This window comes from Massilia sp. DWR3-1-1 (genome assembly GCF_049898325.1).
GTDB lineage: Bacteria > Pseudomonadota > Gammaproteobacteria > Burkholderiales > Burkholderiaceae_D > JAFCUW01.
Genome location: NZ_JAFCXL010000024.1, coordinates 22,868 through 47,776, shown reverse-complemented (window position 1 = coordinate 47,776; position 24,909 = coordinate 22,868). Strand labels below are relative to the sequence as shown.

The 24,909-nt window shown below is 68.2% G+C and carries 18 protein-coding genes; 4 read left to right on the top strand and 14 right to left on the bottom strand.

Annotated elements, in window-relative coordinates:
* Window positions 1-44: 44 nt before the first annotated feature.
* The 8 genes from ACP7EY_RS20765 to wrbA all read right to left on the bottom strand — a co-directional run bounded on the left by ACP7EY_RS20765 (window position 45) and on the right by wrbA (window position 11,320).
* Window positions 45-1,136: a threonine aldolase family protein gene (locus ACP7EY_RS20765; protein ID WP_426196997.1), complete on the bottom strand. Its 1,092-nt coding sequence runs from the start codon at window positions 1,134-1,136 to the stop codon at window positions 45-47.
* Window positions 1,137-1,175: 39 nt separating this feature from the next.
* A complete protein-coding gene (locus ACP7EY_RS20760; RefSeq protein WP_426196995.1) occupies window positions 1,176-3,194 on the bottom strand; it encodes a methyl-accepting chemotaxis protein in 2,019 nt (672 codons plus the stop codon).
* A 72-nt stretch (window positions 3,195-3,266) separates the two neighbouring features.
* The gene (locus ACP7EY_RS20755; protein WP_426196993.1) at window positions 3,267-5,153 is read right to left on the bottom strand and encodes an ABC transporter transmembrane domain-containing protein; all 1,887 of its coding nucleotides are present in this window, start codon (window positions 5,151-5,153) and stop codon (window positions 3,267-3,269) included.
* A 49-nt stretch (window positions 5,154-5,202) separates the two neighbouring features.
* Entirely contained in the window at window positions 5,203-6,297 is a 1,095-nt protein-coding gene (locus tag ACP7EY_RS20750) for a lipocalin-like domain-containing protein (RefSeq protein WP_426196992.1), read from the bottom strand.
* The gene (locus ACP7EY_RS20745; RefSeq protein WP_426196991.1) at window positions 6,297-8,858 is read right to left on the bottom strand and encodes an ABC transporter permease; all 2,562 of its coding nucleotides are present in this window, start codon (window positions 8,856-8,858) and stop codon (window positions 6,297-6,299) included. The genes ACP7EY_RS20750 and ACP7EY_RS20745 overlap by 1 nt, the downstream gene beginning before the upstream one ends.
* A complete protein-coding gene (locus ACP7EY_RS20740; protein ID WP_426196990.1) occupies window positions 8,855-10,312 on the bottom strand; it encodes an FAD-binding oxidoreductase in 1,458 nt (485 codons plus the stop codon). Before ACP7EY_RS20740 ends, ACP7EY_RS20745 begins: the two co-directional genes overlap by 4 nt.
* A complete protein-coding gene (locus ACP7EY_RS20735) occupies window positions 10,302-10,709 on the bottom strand; it encodes a DUF2069 domain-containing protein (protein WP_426196988.1) in 408 nt (135 codons plus the stop codon). The genes ACP7EY_RS20740 and ACP7EY_RS20735 overlap by 11 nt, the downstream gene beginning before the upstream one ends.
* Window positions 10,709-11,320, bottom strand: coding sequence for an NAD(P)H:quinone oxidoreductase (wrbA, locus tag ACP7EY_RS20730; RefSeq protein ID WP_426197022.1), 612 nt, complete (start codon window positions 11,318-11,320; stop codon window positions 10,709-10,711). The genes ACP7EY_RS20735 and wrbA overlap by 1 nt, the downstream gene beginning before the upstream one ends.
* Before the next feature lie 46 nt (window positions 11,321-11,366).
* On the opposite strand from wrbA, the gene ACP7EY_RS20725 reads away from it, so the two are divergent.
* Window positions 11,367-12,728 carry a YihY family inner membrane protein gene (locus tag ACP7EY_RS20725; RefSeq protein WP_426196986.1) on the top strand — a complete coding sequence of 454 codons (1,362 nt, stop codon included), beginning with the start codon at window positions 11,367-11,369 and terminating at the stop codon, window positions 12,726-12,728.
* 1 nt (window position 12,729) lies between these two features.
* Here the strand turns inward: ACP7EY_RS20725 and ACP7EY_RS20720 are convergent, their stop codons facing one another.
* A complete protein-coding gene (locus tag ACP7EY_RS20720; protein WP_426196984.1) occupies window positions 12,730-13,566 on the bottom strand; it encodes an alpha/beta fold hydrolase in 837 nt (278 codons plus the stop codon).
* 1 nt (window position 13,567) lies between these two features.
* A complete protein-coding gene (locus tag ACP7EY_RS20715; RefSeq protein WP_426196983.1) occupies window positions 13,568-14,878 on the bottom strand; it encodes an O-acetylhomoserine aminocarboxypropyltransferase in 1,311 nt (436 codons plus the stop codon).
* A gap of 237 nt (window positions 14,879-15,115) precedes the next feature.
* On the opposite strand from ACP7EY_RS20715, the gene ACP7EY_RS20710 reads away from it, so the two are divergent.
* Complete coding sequence (locus tag ACP7EY_RS20710) at window positions 15,116-15,568, top strand: CBS domain-containing protein (protein WP_426196981.1); 453 nt, start codon at window positions 15,116-15,118, stop codon at window positions 15,566-15,568.
* Window positions 15,569-15,746: 178 nt separating this feature from the next.
* Here ACP7EY_RS20710 and ACP7EY_RS20705 read toward each other — a convergent pair whose 3' ends face one another.
* Complete coding sequence (locus tag ACP7EY_RS20705) at window positions 15,747-18,035, bottom strand: EAL domain-containing protein (RefSeq protein ID WP_426196979.1); 2,289 nt, start codon at window positions 18,033-18,035, stop codon at window positions 15,747-15,749.
* A 215-nt stretch (window positions 18,036-18,250) separates the two neighbouring features.
* Between ACP7EY_RS20705 and aroC the strand changes: the two genes are divergently transcribed.
* Entirely contained in the window at window positions 18,251-19,357 is a 1,107-nt protein-coding gene (gene aroC / locus ACP7EY_RS20700; RefSeq protein WP_426196977.1) for a chorismate synthase, read from the top strand.
* 22 nt (window positions 19,358-19,379) lie between these two features.
* On the opposite strand, the gene ACP7EY_RS20695 is transcribed toward aroC, so the two are convergent.
* From ACP7EY_RS20695 to ACP7EY_RS20685, 3 genes are all read right to left on the bottom strand, one after another.
* Complete coding sequence (locus ACP7EY_RS20695; protein WP_426196975.1) at window positions 19,380-20,900, bottom strand: HDOD domain-containing protein; 1,521 nt, start codon at window positions 20,898-20,900, stop codon at window positions 19,380-19,382.
* Window positions 20,897-22,642, bottom strand: a complete 1,746-nt coding sequence (locus tag ACP7EY_RS20690; RefSeq protein WP_426196973.1) for a putative bifunctional diguanylate cyclase/phosphodiesterase — start codon at window positions 22,640-22,642, stop codon at window positions 20,897-20,899. The genes ACP7EY_RS20695 and ACP7EY_RS20690 overlap by 4 nt, the downstream gene beginning before the upstream one ends.
* A 243-nt stretch (window positions 22,643-22,885) precedes the next feature.
* Window positions 22,886-23,107 (bottom strand): hypothetical protein, encoded by a 222-nt coding sequence (locus ACP7EY_RS20685; RefSeq protein WP_426196971.1) that lies wholly within the window; start codon window positions 23,105-23,107, stop codon window positions 22,886-22,888.
* Here ACP7EY_RS20685 and ACP7EY_RS20680 point away from each other — a divergent pair.
* Window positions 23,106-24,806: an isovaleryl-CoA dehydrogenase gene (locus ACP7EY_RS20680; protein ID WP_426196969.1), complete on the top strand. Its 1,701-nt coding sequence runs from the start codon at window positions 23,106-23,108 to the stop codon at window positions 24,804-24,806. The two genes, ACP7EY_RS20685 and ACP7EY_RS20680, sit on opposite strands and share 2 nt — an antisense overlap.
* The last annotated feature ends 103 nt before the right edge of the window (window positions 24,807-24,909 follow it).

Below are 24,909 nucleotides of genomic sequence, written 5' to 3'. Positions count from 1 at the left end.
CGCTAAGATAATTGGCGTATTTTACAACGACGGCTCCGCCCGCGTCAGCTGGCTTCGCCCAGCGCGTCGGACCACAGGGTCAATGCCGCGATCACCTGTGCGTCGGCCAGGGCCAGCAGATTGTCGCCCACGTACAGTTCGACGTAACTGGTATCGGGCAGCGCCGCGTGGTTGGCGCGGCCGAACAGCCACAGTCCGTGTTCGCGCGCCACCCGGTCGCGGATGGCCAGCGCCCGCTCGCGCGAGACCGGCAGGTGCAGGTGCAGCATGTTCGCCTGCGGGCGGGCCGGATTGGCGCGCAGCCGGGGGAAGTCGGCCAGCACCCCGTAGAGCCACTCGGTGCGGGCGAAATACGCCGGCATCGCCGCCAGCCGCTGGTCGAACTGCATGGCCGCCGCCACCACGTAGGGCGAACGGTGCACCACGTTGCCGCCCTGGCGGCGGCACCAGGCGGCGGCGCGGGCGATGAAGGTGGTGCTGCCGGCCAGCATGGCGCCGCCGAGGCCGCCAATGCCCTTGTAGAGCGACACGTAGACGGAATCGAAACCGGCCGCCAGTTCGGCCGGCGTGCGATGCATGCCGGCCGCCGCTTCCCACAGGCGGGCGCCATCCATGTGCAGGTGGGCGCCGCGCGCGCGGCAGTGGTCCTTGATGGCGGCGATTTCGTCCCACGACGGATTCTGTCCGCCGATCTCGCGCATCGGCATCTCCATCGCCACCACGCCCAGCCGGTCGGGCACCGCCGCCAGGTCGGCCGCGCACCAGGGCCGGTGGCGATCGCCCACGGCCAGCGCGTCGAAGTGGCCCAGCAACTGGTAGTTCGATGATTCGTGCACGAGGATGTGCGAGGTGGGATGCAGCGCCACCAGCGCGCTGCCGCGGTCTTCGCAGGCCAGGCGCAGGGCGGTGACCTGCGCCATGGTGCCGCTGATGCAAAACAGCGCGGCCTCGAAGCCGAGCAGGTCGGCCACCTTGCGCTCGAACTGCTCGATCAGCGCGCCGCTGCCGTAGACGTCGTGGGCGACCTCGTGCTGCTCGCACCAGGCGGCCATGTCGGCGAACATGCGCGCCGGCGCGCGCGCGCGGTGCCCTGGCAGGACGGTATGGCAGGCGGACAGCAGATCGGCATCGGGCATGCGGCGCTCCAGGAAAAATGAAGCGCTACTCTACACCGCTTACTCGGCCAGCGCCAGGTGACGCGTGGCAGCGCCGGCCTGGGCCCCATTGAGCTTGAACACCCGTACCGCGCTGGCCAGTTCGACCGCCTGGTCCTGCATTGCCTGGGCCGCCGCGCTGGCTTCCTCGACCAGCGCCGCGTTCTGCTGGGTGGCCTGGTCCATGTCGTTGACGGAGCTGTTGATGCGGGCGATGTCTTCGCTTTGCAGCGAGCTGGCGGCGTTGATGGCGCTCATGATGGTGGTGACGCGGCCCACGCTGGCAAGCACTTCGCCCATGGTGGCGCCGGCATCCTGCACCAGTTTGCTGCCAATTTGCACCTGGTCGACCGAGGCGCCGATCAGCGTCTTGATTTCCCGCGCCGCCGCCGCGCTGCGCTGGGCCAGGTTGCGCACCTCCGAGGCCACCACGGCGAAGCCGCGGCCCTGTTCGCCCGCACGCGCCGCTTCGACGGCGGCATTGAGGGCCAGGATATTGGTCTGGAAGGCGATGCCGTCGATGACGCCGATGATGTCGACGATCTTCTTTGACGACTCGTCGATCGAGGCCATGGTGTCAACCACGCGGGCGACCATGTTGCCGCCTTTTTCCGCTACATTCGAGGCGTTGCGGGCCATCTCGTTGGCCTGGCGGGCGCTGTCGGCGTTTTCACGCACGGTGCTGGTCATCTGGTCCATCGAGGCGGCGGTGGCGGCCAGGTTGGCGGCCTGCTGCTCGGTGCGGTCGCACAGGTCCATGTTGCCGCTCGAGATCTCGCGCGAGGCGGTGGCGATGTGCTCGGCGCCTTCGCGCACCTTGCCCACCACCGACGACAGGTTGGCGCTGATGCCGTTCATCGCTTCGGCCAGGCGGCCGATTTCGTCGCGCCGGTGATGCACGATGCTGGCCGACAGGTCGCCGGCGGCGATCTTGACGGCGGCATCGGTGGCCGCCGCCAGCGGGCGCGTCACGCTGGCGCGCACCATCAGGTACAGCAGCACGGCAAACAGCGCCAGCGCGGCGATGCAGAACGACATGATGACCATGCGCTGGGCATCGGCCTCGTGGGTGATCTCGTCCCGGAAGGTGCCGCCGGCGACGATCCAGTTCCATTCCTTGATGGTGTCGAAGCTGACGAGCTTGTCCCGGGCGGCACGGTCGCCGGCGGCGGCATTGAGCCAGGCGTAGCTGAGCTGGCCAGTCTTCTTCTCCAGCATTTCCTTGACGAACAGCCGGCCGTCGGCGGCCTTTTCTTCCAGGAAGTTCTCGCCGAGGCGCGTCGGGTGCACGATCAGTTGGCCCTGCGTCTTGCCGGGCGCGGCATTGATGACATAAAAATACCCCGTCTCTCCCACCTTCATGGCACTGATCTTGGCCTTCAGGGCGGCCAGGTCGGTGCTGATGTCGACGCCGACGAACAGCACGGCGATCAGCTTGCCGTCATCGCCCTTGACGGGCTCGTAGCGGGTCATGTATTGCTTGCCGAACAAAGTGGCCGGGCCCTGGAAGGTCTGGCCGGCGCGCAGCAGCGCGTAGGCGGGGTGCGCGCGGTCGAGCATGGTGCCAATGGCCCGCTCGCCGTTTTCTTTCTTCAAGGATGTGCTCACGCGCACGAAGTCGTCGCCCTTGGCGACGAACACGGTGGCCACGCCACCCGTTTGTGCGGTGAACTGGTCGGGGATGGTGAAATCAAGGTTGACGGCTTTGTCGCCGTTGAGCAGCAATGGCACTTGCTGGGCGCCCACTGTCACTTGCTGATCGGCCGACAGGCTGAACTTGCCGTCGAAGTCGCTGCCGAACAGGCGGCTGAAACTGGCCGCCTCGCTCGCGACCGCCTTGTTGAACATTTCCACCATGTTGACCACGCCGCGCAAATCGTCTTTGGTGGCCTGCAGCGCACGCGTCTCGAGCATTTTCGACGTCGTCAGGCTGATCATCATGAACAGTGCCGCCAGGATGGCGCCGACCAGCGCGATGGTCACCGAAGTGATGCGAGCGCCAACGCTCCAGTCGCGAAAGGGCAGGAATCGCTGGGGCATATATTCTTTCAGTTAATTGCGTGACAGCAATTATAACTGAATTTGTTGCGTTGCAGTAATAGTGCAAGAGAGTTAGACCGCCACAGGCAGCGCGGCCGTCTCGACGTGGCCCACGTGGAACTGCAGCGCCGCCAGGTTGGCGTAGATGCCACCTTGGGCGACCAGGCTGGCATGGGTGCCGGTTTCGACGATGCGGCCGTCTTCCATGACGAGGATGCGGTCGGCGCGCTGCACGGTGGCCAGGCGGTGGGCGATGATGACGGTGGTGCGGCCGACCATGGCCGCTTCGAGCGCGCGCTGGACCAGGCGCTCCGATTCGGCATCGAGGGCGCTGGTGGCTTCGTCGAGCAGCAGCAGCGGCGGATTTTTCAGCAGCGCGCGGGCGATGGCGATGCGCTGGCGCTGGCCGCCCGACAGGCGCACGCCCCGTTCTCCCAGAAACGACTGGTAGCCCTGCGGCAGGCGTTCGATGAATTCGTGGGCGGCGGCCTGTTTCGCGGCGGCGATGACGTCGGCGTCGCTGGCGCCGGCGCGGCCGTAGCGGATGTTTTCCATGGCGTCGGCCGAGAAAATCACGGTGTCCTGGGGGACGATGCCGATCGCTTCGCGCAGGGTGTGCAGGTCGAGGCTGCGGATGTCGACGCCGTCGAGGGTGACGGCGCCCGCCTGCGGATCGTAAAAGCGCAGGAACAGCTGGAACAGGGTGGTCTTGCCGGCGCCCGAAGAGCCCACCAGGGCCACCGTTTCACCGGGCGCGATGGCCAGGTTCAGCTGCGACAGGGCGGCGCTGTCGGGGCGCGACGGGTAGTGGAAGGTGACTTCGTTCAGTGCCAGCGCGGCGCCGCCGGCGGCGCGCAGCGGCAGCGCGACGGGGGCGGGCGGATTGACGATGCTCGATGCCGCGCCCAGCAGCTCAAGCAGGCGCTCGGTGGCGCCGGCGGCGCGCTGGGCTTCGCCCATCACTTCCGACAGGGCGCCGATGGAACCGGCGACGATCGACGCATACAGGATGAACTGGCCCAGGTCGCCGCCCGTCATGCTACCTTCCAGCACCGCGTGCGCGCCCAGCCACAGCACGAAGACGATGGTGCCGAACACCAGCACGATGGCCAGCATGGTCAGCAGCGAACGGGCGCGGATGCGCCGCATGGCGGTGGAAAAAGCCGCTTCGACCGAGCCCTGGAAGCGGGTCGATTCGATCTGTTCGTGGGTGAAGGCCTGCACCGTCGGCATGGCGTTGAGGATTTCGCCGGCCATCGCCGAGGCGTCGGCGATGCGGTCCTGCGAGTCGCGCGACAGGCTGCGCACGCGGCGGCCGAACAGCACGATGGGCACGATCACCACCACCATCAGGCCCAGGATGATCGAGGTCAGCTTGACGCTGGTAATGAACAGCATCACCAGGCCGCCGATGAACAGCAGGGTGTTACGCAGCGCCAGCGAGATGCTGGTGCCCACCACCGACTGGATCAGGGTGGTGTCGGTGGTGATGCGCGAGAGGACTTCGCCGGTCTGGGTGGTTTCGAAAAACGTCGGGCTCTGGCTGACCACGTGGCGGTAGACGGCGCTCCTGATATCGGCGGTGACGCGCTCGCCCAGCCACGACACCATGTAGAAGCGGGCGGCGGTGGCGATGGCCAGCACGGCGGCCACGCCGAACAGGGCGAGGAAGGTGGTGTTGACGTTGCGGATGCTGCGCGCGCCCGCGGCGGGGCCGAAACCGAGGTCGATCATCTGCTTGAAGGCGGCCGGGATGGCCAGCGTGGCGCAGGCGGCCACCAGCAGGGCGATGGCGGCGAAGGCGAACTGGCGACGGTACGGCGCGAGAAACGGCAGCAGGCCCTTGAGCGTGGCCAGGCTCGATTTGGCGCGCGCGTCGTCGCGGCGGGCGCCGGGCACGGGCGGCAACCCGGACTTGGCGGCGTTCAGGGGGGCGTTCGGGGTGGAGCGATCGGTCATCGGCTGCGGCTTCTTCTTGTGGTCTGTTGCGTTATAAGGGGCGATCGTTTTACAGCGTCATCGGCTTGTCGTAGCCCGTCATTTCCAGGTAGCCGTGGCCGGCCGGCAGGCCGTCCCGCTCGAGCGTCACCGCGCCCTCCCAGTACAGCGCGCCCGTCGAGCGGCGCGAGTCGAGTTCCTGGTCGTTCTGCAAGGGCGTCAGCCGCCAGCGCGTCGTGCCGGTGACGATGGTGGTCGCCACCGGGTAGAGCGTGCCGGTGGCGGGCGACTTCCACAGGGTGCGCGGGGTGAAGCTGACCTGGTCGGGACCGTATTGCGTGAGCTTGCCGGCGCGGTCGCGCAATACCGCGTGCGCCCATAGCTTACCACCTTGCCTGGCGCGGATCTGGAAAGCCATCAGGGCCGAGCCGTCGGCCAGGTTGGCGCCCACCCAGTCCCAGCCGCTGGCGGCCGGGTCGAGCGCTTCGCTCGACCATTCGTGATCGAGCCAGGCAGTGCCGGTGACGGCCTGCGCCGCCTTGCCGGCGCCGGCGCTGCCGCTCACCTTCAATTGCGGCTCGCTGTAGTAATAGCTGGCGTGGCGCGCCTGCGGCCCCTTTTGCGAGTAGCCGCCCACCCCTTGCGCCAGGGGCGGCGCGGTGGGCGTGAGCGTCAGCTGCAATTGCAGCTCGCGGGCGGCGATGGCGACCCGGTAGACGCCGTCGGCGCCGCGCCGCATGGTCCAGTCGCCCAGCTTCAGGTCGGTGATGCCAGACTTCGCATAATTGAGATCGAAACCCTGCCGCCCGCTGCGCTGGTCGTGCAGCAGGCGGCCGACGGCGGGGTCGGAGACGGCGACGTGGGCGACGATCAGCTGGCGCGCGGCGAAGGCGCTGGGGTTGTCGTTGGCGGCGCCGGTGCGGCTGCGAAAAAAGGTGACCTGGAAGCCCAGCGGCCGGCCATCGGCCCGCTCGAGCCAGCCCGTGACGTACCACCATTCGGTTTTGAAGTCGGGGTGGGCGCCGAAGTCGGCGGGGAACTGCAGGGCTTTACCGGGCAGCACGGGGGCGAATGCAACCGGCGTCACCGGCGCCGCCTGCGCTGTCGCGGCAAGCAGCAACAGGGCCGCGGCCAGCCATCCAAACAGTCTGTGCAATACAGGCATTACCAGTCCTCCCTGACGGCGCGGATCGGTCCGCCCGATAGTGCATAACGGCCCGACACCAGCGCGGTCAGCACCGACGCCGCCAGCAGCAGGGCGGCCACCGAGGCCAGCAAACCCCACGGCAGGTGCAGTTGCATGGTCCAGTGGAACGATTGCGGGTTGACGACGAACACCAGGATCAGGCTGATCGTCAGGCCCAGCGCAAAGCCGCAGGCCACCCCCAGCACGGTGAGCAGGCCGCCCTCGAGGGCGAGGATGCGCAGCACCTGGCCGCGGGTGACGCCAACGTGGCGCAGCATGCCGAATTCGCGGGCGCGCGCCAGCGTCTGCGCGGAAAACGTCGCCGCCACGCCGGACATGCCGATGGCGATGGCGATCGCTTCGAGCAGGTAAGTGACGGCGAAGCTGCGGTCGAAAATCTGCAGGCTGAGGGCGCGGATCTGGCCCGGCCGCGCCAGCGTGAGAGCAGGGCCGAACGGCAGGCGGCGCAGTTGCGCTTCGAGCTGGTCGGCGCTCACGCCCGGGCGCAGCCACAGGGCGGCGTCGCTGACGGCGGTGTCGCCCGTGATGGCGCGGTAGTCGGCCAGGCGGATCTGCACGGCGCCGTTCTGGCTGGCGTAGTCGCGCCAGGCGCCGGCGATATAAAACTCGTGCAGGGCGCCCGCCAGCGGCAGTTGCAGGCGCGCGCCCGGCTTGAGGCCGTACAGGTCCTGCATCGCCTCCGACACCCAGGCCGGGCGCGCCCCGGCCGGCACGGCGGCGGCCGCGCCCACCAGCACCAGGCGCTGACCCGGGTCGGCCACGTCGATGTCGCGCGCGATCAGGGTGACGGGCGCGCGCGCCGGGTCCAGAGACACGGGCCGGCTGCGCAGGAATTCGGCGCGCGCCACCCCCTCGCTGCCCAGCAGGGCGGCCTGTTCGGGCGCGCCCAGGCCGGCGGTGGCGCCGGCCGCCGCCACCCGCACGTACAGGTCGGCCGGCAGGATGCGCAGCAGCCAGTCGTCGACCGACATGCGAAAACTCGACACCATGATCGCCATCGCCACCATCAGGGCGAAGCTGGCCAGCACGCCGCCAAGCGCGATGGCGGCCTGGCCGGAGGCGTTGGCCAGCCGCGCCAGCGCCAGCGCCGGCACCGCCTGCCGCGGCGCCAGGCGGCGCTGGACGAGGCCGAACAGCGCCGCCGCCAGGCGCGGCATCAGGCCGATGCCGCCGATGAGCAGCAGGGCGATGGCCAGGTAGCCGAACACGGGCAGCTCGAACAGGGGCGGCAGGCGCGACAGCAGGGCGGCCGCGCCCAGGCACAGCAGCGACGGCCAGATGCGCGCCAGCTTGCCCAGCGCGCTCTCGTCGCTGCCCGATTTCAAGGCCACCGCGGGCGCCGCGCGCGCCGCTTCCAGCGCCGGCGCCAGGCAGCCCAGCAGGGCCACGCCCAGTCCCAGGCTGAAAAACACCGCCGCCGCCACCGGGGTGAAGGCCACCTGCGGCTGCACCCCCGTGAAATAGCCGGCGCCCAGGTCGGCGCCGAAAAAGCGCAGGGCCAGGGCGGCCAGCGCGTAGCCGCCGGCGATGCCGCAGGCGGCGCCGATCACGCCCAGGCTGGCCCCTTCGATGAGCACCTGCTGCAACAGCTGGCGGCGCTCGACCCCCAGCACGCGCAGCAGGGCGAACTGGCTGCGCCGGCGGATCACCGACAGGGCCTGGGTGGAAAACACCAGGAAGGCCCCCGTGAACAGGGCCACCAGCGCCAGCACCGTCAGGTTGACCCGGTACGCGCGCGAGAGGCTGTTGGTGCGGCTGTCCTGGTCGCTGTCGTTCGGCTGCGCGACCTGGAAACGGCCCGGATACTGGCGCTCGAGCCCGGCCTTGAGCGCGCGCTCGAACTGGGCGCGGTCGACCCCCTCGGCCAGTTTCAGGTCGACCCGTGAGAGCACGCCCGTGCGTTGAAAACGCCACTGGGCGGCGCCGATGTCCATCACGGCGATGCGCTGGCCGGCACGCGCGTTGAACAGGCCGCCGGCCACGCGCAGGCGCAGGTCGGCGCTGCCGGCGCGCAGCGGCAAGGCATCGCCCTTGGCCACGCCCAGGTAGCGCTGGGCCGCCGGCGACAGAAAAATGGCGTCGTCGGCGAGCAGTTCGAGCGCGCTGTCGGCCACCCCCAGCAAATCGGGCGAGACGGCGCCGGCCTGGAAGGGATCGATGCCGATCACCTTGAGGGCGCCGCCGCCACCGAGGCCGGCGCCCTTGGCGGGCACCCCGGCGTCGATCTCGAGCACGGGCGAGGCCACCAGCACGCCCGGCCAGCGCGCCAGCAGGGGATAGATCGCTTCGTCGAAGGTCGCCTCGCGCCCGCTGACCTGGATATCGGCCTGGCCGGCGATCGACTTGACGGCGGCGGAAAACTCGTTGAAGGCGGCCGCGTTGATCAGGTGGATGGCAAAGCCCATCGCCACGCCGACGGCGATGGCGATGATCGCCAGCAGCGCCCGCACGGGGTGGCTGCGCCATTCGCCCAGCAGCAGCCAGCGCGAGAGCTGGCGCCGCGCCGCGGCCGCGCTCACAGGACCTTACCGGGGTTCATCAGGTTCAAGGGGTCGAGCGCAGTTTTGATCGAGCGCATCAGCGCCAGTTCGATGGCGCTCTTGTGGTGGGTCAGCGCTTCGCGCTTCAAGGCACCGATGCCGTGTTCGGCCGAGATCGAGCCCTGGTACTGTTCCACGCCGGCGTAGACGATGGCGTTGATGGCGTCCTGCTGGTCGAGGAAGCGCTCATCGGATTGGCCGGCCGGCGCGGCCACGTTGTAGTGCAGGTTGCCGTCGCCCAGATGGCCGAAGCAGACCACCTGGCAGCCGGGAAACTGCCGCGCCAGCGCCGCATCGGTGGCGGCGATGAAGCTGGCGATGGTCGACACGGGCAGGGAAATGTCGTGCTTGATGTTTTTGCCCTGGCGCGCCTGCGCCAGCGGGATGTGCTCGCGCAGGTCCCACAGGCCCTTGGCCTGGGCCAGCGAGGACGCCACCACGGCGTCGTGGCAGGCATGGTCGGACAGGGCTGCGGCCAGGGTCTGCTCGATGAGCTGGCCCGCGTGTGCGTCCGACTCGCTGCTCGACACTTCCAGCAGCACGTAATACGGGCAGGCGCGCTCGATGGGGCGGGCCAGCGCGGGAAAGTGCTGGTGCACCAGGTCGAGGCAGTAGTGCGACATCAGTTCGAAGCCCGTCAGCGCGGCGCCGCAGGCATCCTGCGCCAGCAGCAGCAGCGTGGCGGCGGCGGCCGGGGAGTCGAGCGCCACCAGCGCCGTCAGTGCCCCCTTCGGACGGGGAAACAGTTTGAGGACGGCGCCCGTGATGATGCCCAGCGTGCCCTCGGCGCCGATGAACAGGTCGCGCAGGTCGTAGCCGGTGTTGTCCTTGCGCAGGGCGCGCAAGCCATCCCAGACGTCGCCCTGCGCCGTCACCACTTCCAGGCCCAGGCACAGTTCGCGCGCATTACCGTAGCGCAGCACGGCGGTGCCGCCCGCATTGGTCGACAGGTTGCCGCCGATGCTGCAACTGCCTTCGGCGGCCAGCGACAGGGGAAACAGGCAGCCGCTGGCGGCGGCCGCCTGCTGCACGTCGTGCAGGATGCAGCCCGCATCGACCGTCATGGCGCGGTTGACGGGGTCGACGCGGCGGATGCGGTTCAGTCGCGCCAGCGACAGCACCACGGCGGCGCCGCTGGCGTCGGGCACGCTGCCCAGCACCAGGCCGGTGCGCCCGCCCTGCGGCACGATCGGCACGCGAAACTGCACGCACAGCTTGACCAGTTCGGCCACCTCGGTCGTGCTGGCCGGACGCAGCACGGCCAGCGCCAGCCCCGTGAAGCGGCCGCGCCAGTCAGTGAGAAAGGGCGCGCAGTCGGCGCCGGCGGTGAGCACGCCGGCGTCGCCCACGATGGCGCGGCAGCGCTGCAGGAAACGGGCACGCTCGGCGCCGGCGAGCACCGCCACGGTGCCGGGCGCGCCGTCAGTGTTCATTGCGGCGCGCGGTTTTTACCTTGTCGAGCAGTTCTTTGGCCATGCGCTTGGCGGCGCGCTTGTACGGCGCCAGGTACAGCAGGGTGCAGGTAAAGTAGACCAGCACCAGCGCCACTTCGCCGAACGCCATGTAGCGCGACAGCGCCAGCGTGTCGCTCCAGGCGCGCACCACACCCTCGGTAAAGTACAGCAGGATCACCATCGACGACCATTGCAGCGTGTAGATGTCGCGCTTGAGCACGCCGCGCAGGGGAATGAGCAGCAGCAGCGCCTTCAGCGCCAGCAGCGAGCCGCCCGGACGCAGGGGCGCCACCCACATTTCCCATGCCACCAGGTGGACGATCAGCACGATCAGGCTGAGCAGGCAGCCCGTATGAAACCACTTCGGACTTTCCATCAGCGCTCTCCTTGCAGGGCGGCGGCGGTCTGCGCCAGCCGTTTACCGAGGGCGATCGCCAGGCGCTTCTCGTCCTCGGTGATGGCCTTGTCGCCGTCGATGCCGGACCAGTGGGTGGCGCCGTAGGGGCTGCCGCCGCTGGCAGTGGTCATCAGTTCGGGGTTGGTATAGGGCAGGCCCATCACCAGCATGCCGTGGTGCAGCAGCGGCAGCATCATCGACAGCAGGGTCGATTCCTGGCCGCCGTGCAGGCTGCCCGTCGAGGTGAACACGCAGGCCGGCTTGCCCGCCAGGGTGCCGGCCAGCCAGTCGGTGGCAGTGCCGTCGAGGAAATACTTGAGGCTGGCGGCCATATTGCCGAAGCGGGTGGGCGAACCGAGCGCCAGGCCGGCGCACTCGGCCAGGTCGGCCAGCTCGACATACGGCGCGCCGCTGGGCGGAATGGCGGGCGCGGTCGCTTCGGCCACCGACGACACCGCCGGCACCGTGCGCAGACGGGCATCGCAACCGGGCACCGATTCGACGCCCTGGGCGATCAGTTCAGCGAGCTTGCGGGTGGCGCCATGGCGCGAGTAATACAAAACGAGAATAATCGGATTGGTTGGGTTCATCATTGGTATTATAGGGCGCTTTACACCGCGCGGACGCCCCTGACGGATGCTTTCCAAGACTGCCTACTCGCTTTCCCGTACTGCCGGCGCCTTGCTCGACTCCCAGGCCGACATCGTCCGCCACCTGAGCTGGCGCCAGGGCGGCGACTTGCTGCGCTTTGCCGGGCGCCGCCTGCGCGAAGAGCGCCTGCCGCAAGTGGCCGGCAGCCTCACCTTCACCACCACCCTGGCGCTGGTTCCCCTGCTGACGATCGTGCTGGCGATCTTCACGACGTTTCCGATTTTTAACGCGTTTCGCGCGTCGCTGGAAACCTATTTTGTCCAGACGCTGATGCCGCGCGGGATCGCCAACACCATCATCGGCAACCTGACCCAGTTCGCCAGCAAGGCGACCCGGCTGTCGGCGGTGGGCGCGGTGGCCCTGCTGCTGACCTCGACGGCGATGATGGCGATGATCGAGCGCGCCTTCAACCAGATCTGGGGCGTGCGCCGGCGCCGCCCGTTCACCCAGCGCCTGGTGATGTACTGGGCCCTGCTCACGCTGGGGCCGGTGCTGTTCGGCTTGTCGCTGACGGTGACGTCGCAATTGTTCATGGCCACCAGCGAAGTGGTGCTGGCGGTGCCGCTGGTGGGCGCCTTGTTTTACACGGCGGTGTCGGTGGCGCTGTCGGCCGGCGCCTACACGCTGCTGTACGTGACGGTGCCGAACCGCCATGTCGACTGGCGCGATGCCATCTGGGGCGGGCTGGTGGCGGCGGTGGCCTTCGAAATCGCCAAGCGGGGTTTTGCCATCTTCATCCGCCAGTTTCCCACCTACGCCATCATTTACGGGGCGCTGGCGGCGCTGCCACTGTTTCTGTTGTGGCTCTACCTGTCGTGGATGATCGCGCTGGTGGGCGCCACCATCACGGCGGCGCTGCCGGTGATCAAATACGAGCGCTGGTGGTACCAGCCCGTGCCGGGCGGCGATTTCGTCGACGCGGTGGCGATCCTGAAAGTGCTCTACGGCGGCGCCCGCATCGCCGATTCGGCGCTGGTGCCCAGCCGCACCATCCGCGATCACACCCGCATCGGCTACGAGGAAATGAGCGAGCTGCTCGACCGCATGGTGGCGGCCGGCTGGGTGGGACGGGTGGAGCTCGACATTTCCACGCGCGCGCGCTGGAAGGAGCGCTCGCGCGCCAGCCGCGACAACTGGGTCTTGCTCAGCAACCCCGACAAGCTGCGCCTGTCCGATGTGTACCGCCTGTTCGTGTTCAGCGGCCGGGCCATCGGGGCGGGCGGGCCGGTGCCGGCGCAGGCCGACAACCTGCTCACGCTCGACACGGCGACGCTGGCGCGCCAGGTGGGGCGGGCCGTGGAAAACGGCCTGCACCAGAGCCTGGCCGAGCACTTCGGCCCCCTGTAATTCAAGACGTCTTCAGTTCGCCGGCAAAGCCGAACAGGGCGTCGAGCACGGTGCCGCTCTGCTCGGCCATCAGTGAATGGCCGGCGTCGAGCTGCAGCACGCGCATCGTCGTCACCGCCGCCACGCTGGCCGTGAGCGCACGCGTCGAGCGCGGCGGGGTCATGCTGTCCTTGCTGCCGAAGATGAACAGCACGGGACAGGCCAGCGACGCGATCGCGCGCTCGCCGTTGGCGTAGGCGTTGCAGGCGCAAAAATCCGTATGGAACAGCTGGGCCGGATTGCGCGCCGACATGCGCTGCATCAGCCGGCGCGCCACCCCCATGGTCGACACGCCCGCCAGCGGCGCCAGCGGATTTTGCGGCTGCAACAGGCCCGCGCGCGCATGCGACCAGATGTTGACCAGGTCGATGGCGCTGCCCTCGTCGTCGCGCGCCATGCCCAGCAGGGCGTCGGCCACCTTCATCGGGTAGGTCGTGCCCAGCATGGCCAGGCCGATCACCCGGCCCGCCAGCTGCTGGCAGGCCTCGAGCGCGATGAGCGAGCCCATGCTGTGGCCGATCAGCAGCGCCTGGCCGACCCCGGCGGCGTCGAGCAACGCCACCAGCCAGGCCGCCATCGCTTCCACGCTGGCCAGCGCGGGCCCGCCGCTGCGGCCGTGGCCGGGCAGGTCGACGGCCAGCACGTTCCAGCCATGGTGGGCAAAATAACGGCTCTGCAGGGCCCACACGGAATGGTCGTTCTGGGCGCCGTGGATGAACACGGCGCTGGGCAGGCTGGCGTTGAAAGGCTTGCCGCCGCCGTAGCAGTAGGCGCTGTGTCCTTGTACCTCGAGCAGCATGTCAGGCCCCTTTCTGCGACAGTTTGAGCGCGCGCGCCAGGTCGCCCGTGAGGTCGTCGATGTTTTCCAGTCCCACCGACAGGCGCATGGTGCCCTCGGTGACGCCGCTGGCGGCGAGCTGGTCGGCCGGCACCCGCAGGTGGGTGGTGGAGGCGGGGTGGATCACCAGCGACTTGGCGTCGCCCACGTTGGCCAGGTGCGAAAACACCTGCAAGGCGTCGACAAAGCGGCGCCCGGCGGCGCGGTCGCCCTTCAGATTGAAAGTGAACACGGCGCCGCAACCGCGCGGCAACAGCGTGCGCGCGAGCACGTGGTCGGGGTGGCTGTCCAGTTCCGGGTAGGACACCGACGCCACCGCCGGCTGGGCCAGCAGAAACTCGACCACCTTGCGGGTATTGGCCACGTGGCGCTCCATGCGCAGGCCCAGCGTTTCGACGCCCTGCAGGATGGCGAAGGCATTGTGCGGGCTCATGACGGCGCCGAAGTCGCGCAAGCCTTCGCGGCGGGCGCGCAGGGAAAACGGCGCGACGGTCGACTCTTCGCTGAACACCATGCCGTGGAAACCCTCGTAGGGCTCGCACAATTCGGCAAAGCGCCCCGTGGCCTCGTAGGCCGCTTGCCAGTCGAAGGTGCCGCCCTCGACCAGCAGGCCGCCGATGGCCGTGCCATGCCCGCACAGGAACTTGGTGGCCGAGTGGAACACCAGGTCGGCGCCATGGTCGAACGGGCGCAGCAGGTAGGGCGTGGTGAAGGTCGAGTCGACCATCAGCGGCAGCTGGTGCTCGTGGGCCAGCGCGGCGATGGCCGGCAGGTCGAGCACGTCGAGCCCCGGGTTGCCCAGGGTTTCGCCGAACAGCACGCGCGTTTCCGGGCGGATGGCAGCGCGCCAGGCGTCGATGTCGCGCGGATTGACAAACGTGGTGGCGATGCCGAAGCGCTTGAGGGTATAGGCGAGCAGGTTGTGCGAGCCGCCGTACAGGGCGCTGGAGGCGACGACGTGGTGGCCGGCGCCGGCGATGGTCGCCAGGCCCAGGTGCATGGCGGCCTGGCCGCTGGCGGTGGCGATGCCCGCCACGCCCCCTTCGAGGGCGGCGATGCGCTCTTCGAGCACGGCGTTGGTGGGGTTCGAGATGCGCGAATAGACGTGGCCGGCGCGTTCCATGTTGAACAGTGCCGCCGCGTGGTCGGAATCCTTGAAGGCGAACGAGGACGTGAAATACACGGGCGTGGCGCGCGCCCCCGTGGTGGGGTCGGGCGTGCTGCCGGCGTGCAGGGACAGGGTGTCAAAGCCCGGGTACTGGGGACCGCTCATGGTGGACTCGTCGGTTTAATGGCAATGGGCGGCATCGTAGCACCGTTTTTGTGCGTCCGGCACTGTCCAGGTGCACGGCTTGAGGTCGATTCGCGCCACCGTTCACCGCGTTGCTGGATTTTTTGCTACGCTTCGGCTACTCTCGCTTTTACCTGACAAACAATAATGCCTACAAGCTCAGCCGTTCCCCAGGATCGTCCCGTTACACCTCAACTTCAGCCGAAAAGGGTGGCCGCCATGAAAGTCTCCGAAATTCTCCAGGTAAAGGGCAATATTCTTTACACCGCCAGTCCCGACATGCTCATCGTCGACGCCGTCAACACCATGGCGGAAAAGGACATCGGCTCGCTGGTGGTGATGGAGTACGGCGACCTGGTCGGCATGCTGACCTTCCGCGAAGTGATCAAGGTGCTGCACAAAAACAATGGCTCGGTGGGGGCCGGCACCGTCCGCAAGCACATGGACGACCACCCGATCACCGTCACGCCCGACACCGAAGTCAATGAAGTGCGCCGCATGATGCTGGAAAAGCACGCGCGCTATCTGCCCGTGATGAACGCCAAGACCCTGCTGGGCGTGATTTCTTTCTACGACGTGGCACGCGCCGTGCTCGAAGCGCAGAGTTTTGAAAACCGCATGCTCAAGGCGTATATCCGCGACTGGCCGGCCGAAGCCGACCAGACCGACTAAGAACCTATCCCGGTAGGTCGGAGTCGCTGCTTGCGCGCCTGGCAGCCGATGGCGGCGTTGCTCGTCTTCGCATGGCTCGCCATGCGTCATCCTCGCGCCTTGCCCTCGGCTGCCATGCATCGCAATCCGCTTCCTCCTACCTACCGGGATAGGTTCTATGCGCCTGCCGCCTGCCGCCTCACGCCGGCGTATTGGCCAACAGCCAGGCGTCGAGTTCGGCGGGCGCCATCGGCCGCGCGAACAGGAAGCCCTGGCCCATCGGGCAGCCCAGCGCTTGCAGGATGTGCGCCTGGCGTTCGTCCTCGACCCCTTCGGCCACCACCGACAGGCCCAGGTTGCGGCCCAGCTGGATCACCATTTCGGCGATGCTGCTGCCGCGCGCCGACTGCGTGATTTCGGTCACGAACGCGCGGTCGATCTTCAGGCGGTCGATCTGCAGGCGCTGCAGGTAGGACAGCGAAGAAAATCCCGTGCCGAAGTCGTCGATGGCGATGGAGACGCCGGTGCGCTTGACTTCGGCCAGCATTTCGATGAGCTGCTGGGGCTCTTCCATCGCCATCGACTCGGTAATTTCCAGTTCGACAAATGCGGGCGGGGCGCCGCTGTCGTCGAGCGCCGCGCGCAGCATCTGTAAAAACAGGGGGTGGCGGAACTGCACCTGCGAGACATTGACGGACATGGTGAAGTCGCGGTGGCCGCCGGCGCGCAGGCGCACCAGTTCCTGGCAGGCGCTGCGCAGGACGAATTCGCCGATTTCAATGATCAGGCCCGAATACTCGGCGATGGGGATGAACACGACCGGCGAGATCTGGGTACCGTCGGCGGTCTTCCAGCGCAGCAGCGCTTCGGCGCCCACCGGGCGGCGGCTGACCAGGTCGACCTGGGGCTGGTAGGCGAGGAACAGTTCGCCCGCGGCGAAGCCCGTGCGCAGCGCGTGCATCATGCGCACGCGCTCGCGGATTTCCACGCCCATGCTGCGCGAAAAATAAAAGTGGCCCGTGCGCTGCTGCACCTTGGCCCGCTTGAGGGCGATGTCGGCGTCCTTGAGTGCGTCGGCGCCGCTGCCGTCGTGCTCGGCCAGGCGTACCAGGCCCATCGTGGCCGACACCCGCACATCCTGGCCGTCGATGGAAAACGGGGTGGCGAACAGGCTCAGGATGTATTCCGGGTTGACGACGGCGGCATCGCCCAGCACGCTGAAGATGTCGCCGCCAATGCGCGCCACCGTCAGGTTCAGGCCCTGGCAATGCTGGAGGCGGGCGGCGACGGCGGCCAGCAGCAGGTCGCCGAACTGGTGGCCGAGGGCGTCGTTGGTTTCGGCGAAATGGTCGAGGTCGACCAGCGACAGGATACTCGAGGCGCGCGCCGGGCCCGCCAGGGTGGCGTCGAGGATTTCCACCAGGCGGGTGCGGTTGGGCAGTTTCGACAGCTGGTCGTAGAACGCCGCCGTGTGCAGGTGGCTGACCAGTTCGACGTTTTCCAGCCCCACCGCGACGGTGCCGCAAAACACTTCGAGCAGGCGTTTTTCGATGTCGCCCAGCGGCTGCACGAGCGGGATGTAGGCGGCGAAGTCGCGCCCCGACTTGCCGTTGAAGTAGAGCGCGGCGGCCGTATTGGTATACACGTTTTCGCGCGCGGCCAGGGCGGCGCCGATGGCGAACAGGGCGTCGGCGGCGGCGCCGTGCGCCTGCGCCGTCAGGGCCGCGCCCGCCAGTGGCGCGAACAGGCCCGCGCAAGCGACCACGGGCAGGCGCTGCGGCACGCTGTCGACCGGCTCGGTGGGGTCGAGCGGATCGTGCACGCACAGCACGCCGCTGGCGGCGCAGCCGAGTATGCCGCCCACCTGGGTCAGCACGCCGGCGGCGAAATCGGCCACGCCCTGCAGGGCCATCAGTTCGGCGCCGGCGCGGACGATCCGGTCGAGCCCGCTACGACTCTTGCCGATGGCGCGGATCTGCTCGTACGAACGCACCGCCGCCGTCACCGTCGTATACAGCTTGATGCGGGTCAGTTCGGACTTGGTCTTGTAATCGTTGATGTCGAAATCGCGGATGGCGTCGATCTCGGGAGCGTAGCCGGGCTGGCCGGTGCGCAGGATGATGCGCACGTCGACCAGCTTGAGTGTCTCGCGGATGAAGCGCACCAGGTGCAGGCCGGCATCGTCTTCTTCCATGACGACGTCGAGCAGGATGACGGCGATGTCACCTTCGCGTGCCAGCAGTTCGCGCGCCTGCGCCGCCGAGTAGGCGTGCAGGAACACGAGCGGACGGTGCTGCATTTCCAGGTTGCCCAGCGCGAATGTGGTGGTGGTGTGGACGTCGGCGTCGTCGTCGACGATCAGTATCCGCCACACGGGGCCGGCAAGCGGACCGCCATCGGCGTCGAGGGGAAGTTTACGTTCTTCCAGAAATAACAGGTCGTCGGGATCGTCCTTGATCGCTGCTAAGGGCGGGCTCGATAGGGGCATGGGATGCTTCTCCTGACTGCGGGCTGGCTGACCATACAAGTATATAGTGGAATGCCCGGGGCACGGGCGAATCGCATGCCTTACGGGTCAAGAAATTGAAAACTAGTAACTAAATCACGACACAATTAACCGATTCGATGTTGCATTTGCCGATGCCGGGGCCGCTGGCGCGACGGCTGGTAAAATGGGGCATCATCCATCCACGCCCTTCCATCATGTCCGGTAACTCTTTTGGCACCCTGTTTGTTGTTTCCACCTTCGGCGAGTCGCACGGCCCTGCCATCGGCTGCGTGATCGATGGCTGTCCACCCGGTTTGGCGCTGACGGCGGCGGACATCCAGCCAGAGCTCGACCGCAGGAAGCCGGGCACCTCGCGCCACGTCACCCAGCGCCAGGAATCGGACACCGTGCAGATCCTGTCGGGCGTCTACCAGGGCGTCACCACCGGCACCCCGATCGCCCTGCTGATCCCCAACGAAGACCAGCGCAGCAAGGACTACGGCAACATCGCCGAGAGTTTTCGTCCCGGTCACGCCGACTATACGTATTGGCACAAGTACGGCGTGCGCGACCCGCGTGGCGGCGGGCGTTCGTCGGCGCGCCTGACCGCGCCCGTGGTGGGGGCGGCGGCGATCGCCAGGAAATGGCTCAAGCAGCAGTACGGCACCGAGTTCATGGGCTGCATGAGCCAGCTGGGCGACATCGCCGTGCCCTTCGAGGGCTGGCAGCACGTGGCCGACAATCCGTTTTTTGCCGCCAGCGGCGACGCCGCCCTGATCGCCCGCATGGAGGCGGCGATGGACGAACTGCGCCGCGCCGGCGACTCCATCGGCGCCCGCATCGACGTGTGCGCCACCAATGTGCCGGTGGGACTGGGCCAGCCCATCTACGACAAGCTCGACGCCGACATCGCCTACGCGATGATGGGCATCAATGCCGTCAAGGGCGTGGAAATCGGCGCCGGCTTCAAGTCGGTGGCGCAGAAGGGCTCCGAGCACGGCGACGAGCTGACCCCCGAGGGTTTCGTTGGCAACAACGCCGGCGGCATGCTGGGCGGCATCTCGACGGGCCAGGACATCACCGTGTCGATCGCCATCAAGCCCACCTCGTCGATCCGCACCCCGCGTCGCTCGATCGACAAGGACGGCCATCCCGTGATGGTGGAAACGTTCGGCCGCCATGACCCTTGCGTGGGCATCCGCGCCACCCCGATCGCCGAGGCGATGCTGGCGCTGGTGCTGATGGATCACGCGCTGATGCACCGTGCCCAGTGCGGCGACGTGCGGGTGGCGACGCCGGACATCGCGCGCGCCGGCAAGTAGGTCGAAGCACCAGCGCGGGCGGTCAGCCCAGCTGGTTTTTCGCCGCCACCACCTCGATCTGGCGGCGCCGGTCGACGCAGCGCGCCACCAGCGAGCGCACATTGTTCAACAGGCCGAACTCGGTCTCGTTGAGGGCGATGGCGGGAAAGCTGGCGTCCCAGTCGCCGTAGATGAATCCCACCGGCTTGCCGTCGCTGCACACGGGCAGGATCACGAAACTGGTGGCGTCGTGCAGCGTGTCCTTCCACCACAAGGGCAGCTTGGCGGCGAATTTCGGATCGCGGGCGTTTTCGATGAAGATCACGCGGTCGTTGTTGAGCGCCGCGTGAAACACATTGGCCTCGTAGGCCTCGTCGAACTGCATCGACGGCAGCAGCTCGCGCACGCCGTCGCCAAAGCCCATCTTGGCCAGGTAGCGCTTCTCGCGGGGGCTGCGCATGAAGGCGACGGCGCGGGTGAAACTGAGGCCCTGGTAGACCGTCTCGAGCGCCATCGACATCATCTGGCCCGGGGTGGCGGCGTTGACGAAGTCGCGCATGTCGGCCACCCCGGCGCCGAGCACCTTGTGGCCTTCATCGCGTTTCCTGGTCGAGGCGAGAATCTGGGCGCGCCGTTCGGCCGGCTTCGACAGCGGCGCGATCGACAGGTCGGCGCCGGCGGCCACCTTGGCTTTTTCGATCGACAGCATCAGCGCGTCCGGGGTGATGCCCAGCATGGTGGCGAAACCGTGCGCCAGTTCGCGCACCTTCTCGGCGCCCGCGGCGTCGTCGTGCCACAGCGCTTCGGCGCACTGGGTCGACATGGTCGATACCGCCGACAGCCAGTCGGCGTAGTGCAGCTTTTCGCCCGAGCTGCCCGGTTCGATGCGGCGCATGCCGCCGATCAGGTTGGCCGGCAGGCCCCAGTTTTCCGCCGCCGCGCGGCCGATCTGTTCGATCGTCAGGCCCAGCACGGGCAGGGCGGCGGCGTCGATGTCGCCGTCGTCGCTATGGTGCAGCAGCCGGTCCCAGGCCGCCGGCATGTAGAACGCCACCATCATCCGTCCCAGCGCGTGCAGCATCGAGCACACCACCGCTTCCTCGGGGGTGTGGACGGCTGCGCCGAGCGCGACCTGGTGCGCCACCATCCCCGCCAGCGCCGCCTTTTCCATCTCGATGTGGGCCACCGACGGATCGTCGATATTGCTCGACAATTCCTCGACCAGCTTCAGTCCCAGCGCCAGGTGGCCGATGGCATCGGTGCCGATCACGGCGATCGCGCGGGTGACGGTGTTGACGCTCTGGCCGAATGCCGAGTACATGCTGCTGTTGGCCAGGCGCAGCACCTTTTGCGTCAGCACGGGGTCCGTCAGCACCGTCTGCGCCATGTCGAAATCGTCGTCGTCCTCGCCGCGCATGGCGCCCAGGATGGCGCCGATGGCGCGCGCGAAGCCGGGCATGTCGCCCTGGCGGCGCACCCGCTCCCACAGCAGCGCCAGGGTGGCGTCGCCATCGGGCGGCTGCGCGGTGGTGGCGTGGGCCATGGCCAGCGGCGACGTTGTCATGACGCGTCCCTGGGCTTGTCGGATTGGGCCGCTTGCGGCAGGAAGGCGGCGTACATGTCTTCCTTGAGCGCCGCCATCGCCACCGGCGCCGTCATCGGTTTGCCGGTCAGGTAACCCTGGATGTACTGGCAACCGCGCTCTTCCAGAAATGCCAGCTGCTCTTCCGTCTCGACCCCTTCGGCCACCACCGACAGCTGCAAGTGCTTGGCGATGTCGAGCACGGCGTTGCAGATGGCGGCGTCCTTGGTCGATGCCGGCAAGTCCTTGACGAAGGCGCGGTCGACCTTGAGCACGGAAATGGGAAAGCGCTTGAGGTAGGCCAGCGAGGAATAGCCGGTGCCGAAATCGTCGATGGCGATGCGGGCGCGCCGCTCGGCCATGCGGGTCAGGATGGTCTCGGCGTGGGCCGGATCGATCATCAGGGTGCCCTCGGTGATCTCGAGCACGAGCTGCTCGCCGCGCAGCCCCGAGAAGGCCAGGGCATCGTCGAGCACATCGAGGAATTTATCGCTGCGGAACTGGCGCGGGCTGATGTTGACGGAGATGTACAGCGCGCGTTTGGCGACCTGCTCGAACTGCTTGAGCTGCACGCAGGCCGCTTTCAGGGCCCACGCGCCGAGCAGGTTGATCAGGCCATTCGCCTCGGCGATGGGAATGAAGCGGGCCGGCGGCACCATGCCCAGCGTCGGGTGCTTCCAGCGCATCAGGGTCTCGAAGCCCTGGATCTGGCGGCTGCGGGTATCGACGATGGGCTGGTAATAGAGCTGGAATTCGCCCTCGCGCACGGCGCGGAACATCGCCGCTTCGAGCGAAATGTCGTGCAGCGGCGGGCCGCTCTGGCGCTCGCTGTAGACGACGCAGCGCGACTTGCCCGTCTCCTTGGCGTACGACATGGCGGCGTCGGCCAGCGCGACGAGCCGCACTTCGTCCTCGGCGTGCTGCGGGTAGATCGCCACCCCGATCGAGGCGCCGATGTAGACGGTGTGATGGTCGATCTCGAACGGCGCCTGCAAGGTCGCCAGCAGGCGCCCCGTGACGAGCTTGATCTGCGCCTCCGTGTGGGTGCCGGGCAGCACGGCGACGAACTCGTCGCCGCCCACGCGCGCCAGGGTGTCGCTGTCGCGCAGCGTCTTGCGCAGGCGCGCCGCGGCCATGCGCAGCACGGCGTCGCCGGCCGGCAGGCCGAGACCGTCGTTGACCTTCTTGAACGAGTCCAGGCCGATGGTGGCCACCGAAAAATCCTGGCCGGCCCGGCGCGCGTGCGAAATGACCATGCGGATGCGGTCCGACAGCAGCAGGCGATTGGGCAGATCGGTGAGGGTGTCGTGGGTGGCCATGTGGCGCAGGTGCGCCTCGGTGGCCTGCTGCGCCGAAATGTCGCGGCCCACCACCAGCAGTTCGGCGCCGCCGTCCGATCCGGTGAAGTGCGAGATGCGCAGTTCAAAGCAGGGCGTCGCGCCATGCGCCTGCAGGCGCACATTGACCACGCTTTGCTGGGCCGCACCGGATGCCGCCGCGACGGCGCCTTCGATGTGCGCCTGGTCGCCGTCGACGGCCAGGGTCGACAGGGCGATGCCGCCGAGCGGGCGGCCCTGGCCGAACAGGCGCAGCGCGCGCAGGCTGGCGTGTTCAATACGGCCGGCCTGGTCGAGGCGAAACACGGCGTCGCCGGCCGCTTCCATCAGCTGGTCGAGCTCATGGTGCAGGTCTGATTGCGGCATCAGTGGTGAGGTGGAACGCATCGCAAGTTCGTGCCTTCAGACGGTGGACAAGCAATTACGGGAAACGACGCAAGGACACGCCCCATTCATACACTGCGGCGGGGCCGGCGACGGCCTGGCGACAGTAACAAACAATTACCATATCGTGCAAGCCGCCACTGCGGCGACCCGCCAGAGATGCTTCATTGGATAAAATAATATGAAATGTATCACCGAAAAATGCTCTAGCGCATCAAAATGCGAAAAAATTGCCCGAAAGCACGCTTATTTGATCGGCGACAGTTGTAAATAGGCGCTTTTGGCGGCCAGCCCTCGCTTGTAGCGCCATTTTTGATGATATAAATGATAATTTTTCCCTTGCGGCCAGGCTGTGGCGCCCTGGCTGCAACCAATAGTTGTTGTGCTTGCCAAGTTGGCCAGCGCCGCGCCACACTGGCGCAAGCGGCGTTGCCGCCCATCCTGTTGACGCCGTTCGGAGACTGTCATGGACCAATTCGACACCCACGAGGTGCTTAACCAGGCGCCGCCTTTTGCCGACGTCAACTTGTTCGCCTGCGACAGCGCGCTGCGCGAGGCGCTGCAGCGCGAAGGCGGTGGCTGGGCCGCGCCCCGCCTTGAGCAACTCGGTGCGCAACTGGGAAGCGCGGCGACGCTCGAGCTGGGGCGCCTGGCCAACGCCCATCCGCCCGCGCTGTACGGCTACGACCGCGGCGGGCGCCGCATCGACGCCGTCGAATTTCACCCGGCCTGGCACCAGTTGATGGCGATGATGGTCGAAGCCGGCGTGCACGCGTCGCCGTGGACGGCGCCGGGGCCGGGCGCCCAGGTGGCGCGGGCGGCGGCGTTCCTGCTGTTCGGCCAGGTGGAAAACGGCGTCCTGTGTCCCGTCACGATGACGTACGCGGCGGTGCCGGCGCTGTCGGCTGCGGGCGCGATCGCGCCCGCGCTGGCGCAGACATGGTTGCCGAAGATCCTGGCCTGCCAGTACGACCCGCGCGCGTTGCCGATTGCGCAAAAGCGCGGCGCCCTGATCGGCATGGGCATGACGGAAAAGCAGGGCGGCTCCGATGTGCGCAGCAACACCACCCGCGCCACGCCGTGGCCGGGTGGCGCCGGTGGTGCGCCTGACAAGGGCGCCTGGCGCATCGTCGGCCACAAGTGGTTCTTCTCGGCGCCGCAGGCCGATGCCCACCTGGTGCTGGCGCAGGTGGCCGAGGCGGGCCTGAGCTGCTTCCTGGTGCCCCGTTTTCTCGACGACGGCAGCCGCAACGCGATCCGCGTGCAGCGCCTCAAGGACAAGCTTGGCAATCGCTCGAATGCCTCGTCGGAGGCGGAGTTCGAAGGCGCCACCGGGTTCCTGGTGGGGCAGGTGGGGCGCGGCATTCCCACCATCCTGGAAATGGCCGGCCATACCCGGCTCGATTGCGTGATCGGCAGCGCCTCGATCATGCGCGCGGCCTTGTGCCACGCGCTGCACCATGCGCGCGGGCGTGCGGTGTTCGGCCGTCCGCTCGAACAGCAGCCGCTGATGCAGAACGTGCTGGCCGACCTGGCGCTCGAATCGGAGGCGGCCACCGCCTTCGCCCTGCGCCTGGCGCGCTGTTTCGACAGCGACGACGCGGCCGAGGTGCTGCTGGCGCGGGTGCTGACCCCGGCCGGCAAGTACTGGATCTGCAAGCGCGGACCGGTCTTCTGCGCCGAGGCGATGGAGGTGATGGGCGGCAACGGCTACGTCGAGGACGGCCCGCTGGCGCGCCTGTACCGCGAAGCGCCCGTCAATTCGATCTGGGAGGGGTCGGGCAATGTGATGTGTCTTGACGTGCTGCGCGCGCTGGCGCGCAACCGCGGCGCGCGCGATGCGCTGGCGGCCGAACTGGCGCTGGCCGCAGGGGGTGAGGGCGCGCCGGCGGGGCTGTTCCGGGCCTACGTGCAGGCCTTGCTGGCCGACCTGGCCGCCGCGGGTGGCGCCGACGACCAGTACGGCGCGCGCGCGCTGGCCGAGCGCATCGTGCTGGCGCTGCAGGCCGCGCTGCTGCTGCGCCACGCGCCGGCGGTGGTGGGCGAGGCCTTCGTGCGCTCGCGCCTGGCGAGCGCGCCGGGCGGCGCGTTCGGGCGCCTGCCGCCCGGGGTCGACTGCGCGGCCATTCTCGCGCGGGCGCTGGTGAACGGGGGCGGTGCGCGCTGATATTTCTTTGCCAAATTGCGGACAAGCGCGGCAAGGGCTGGGATAATGCGGCATGCCCAGCCTTAACGCCGCCCTATCCAATTAGCGCCGGCGTCGACCTACC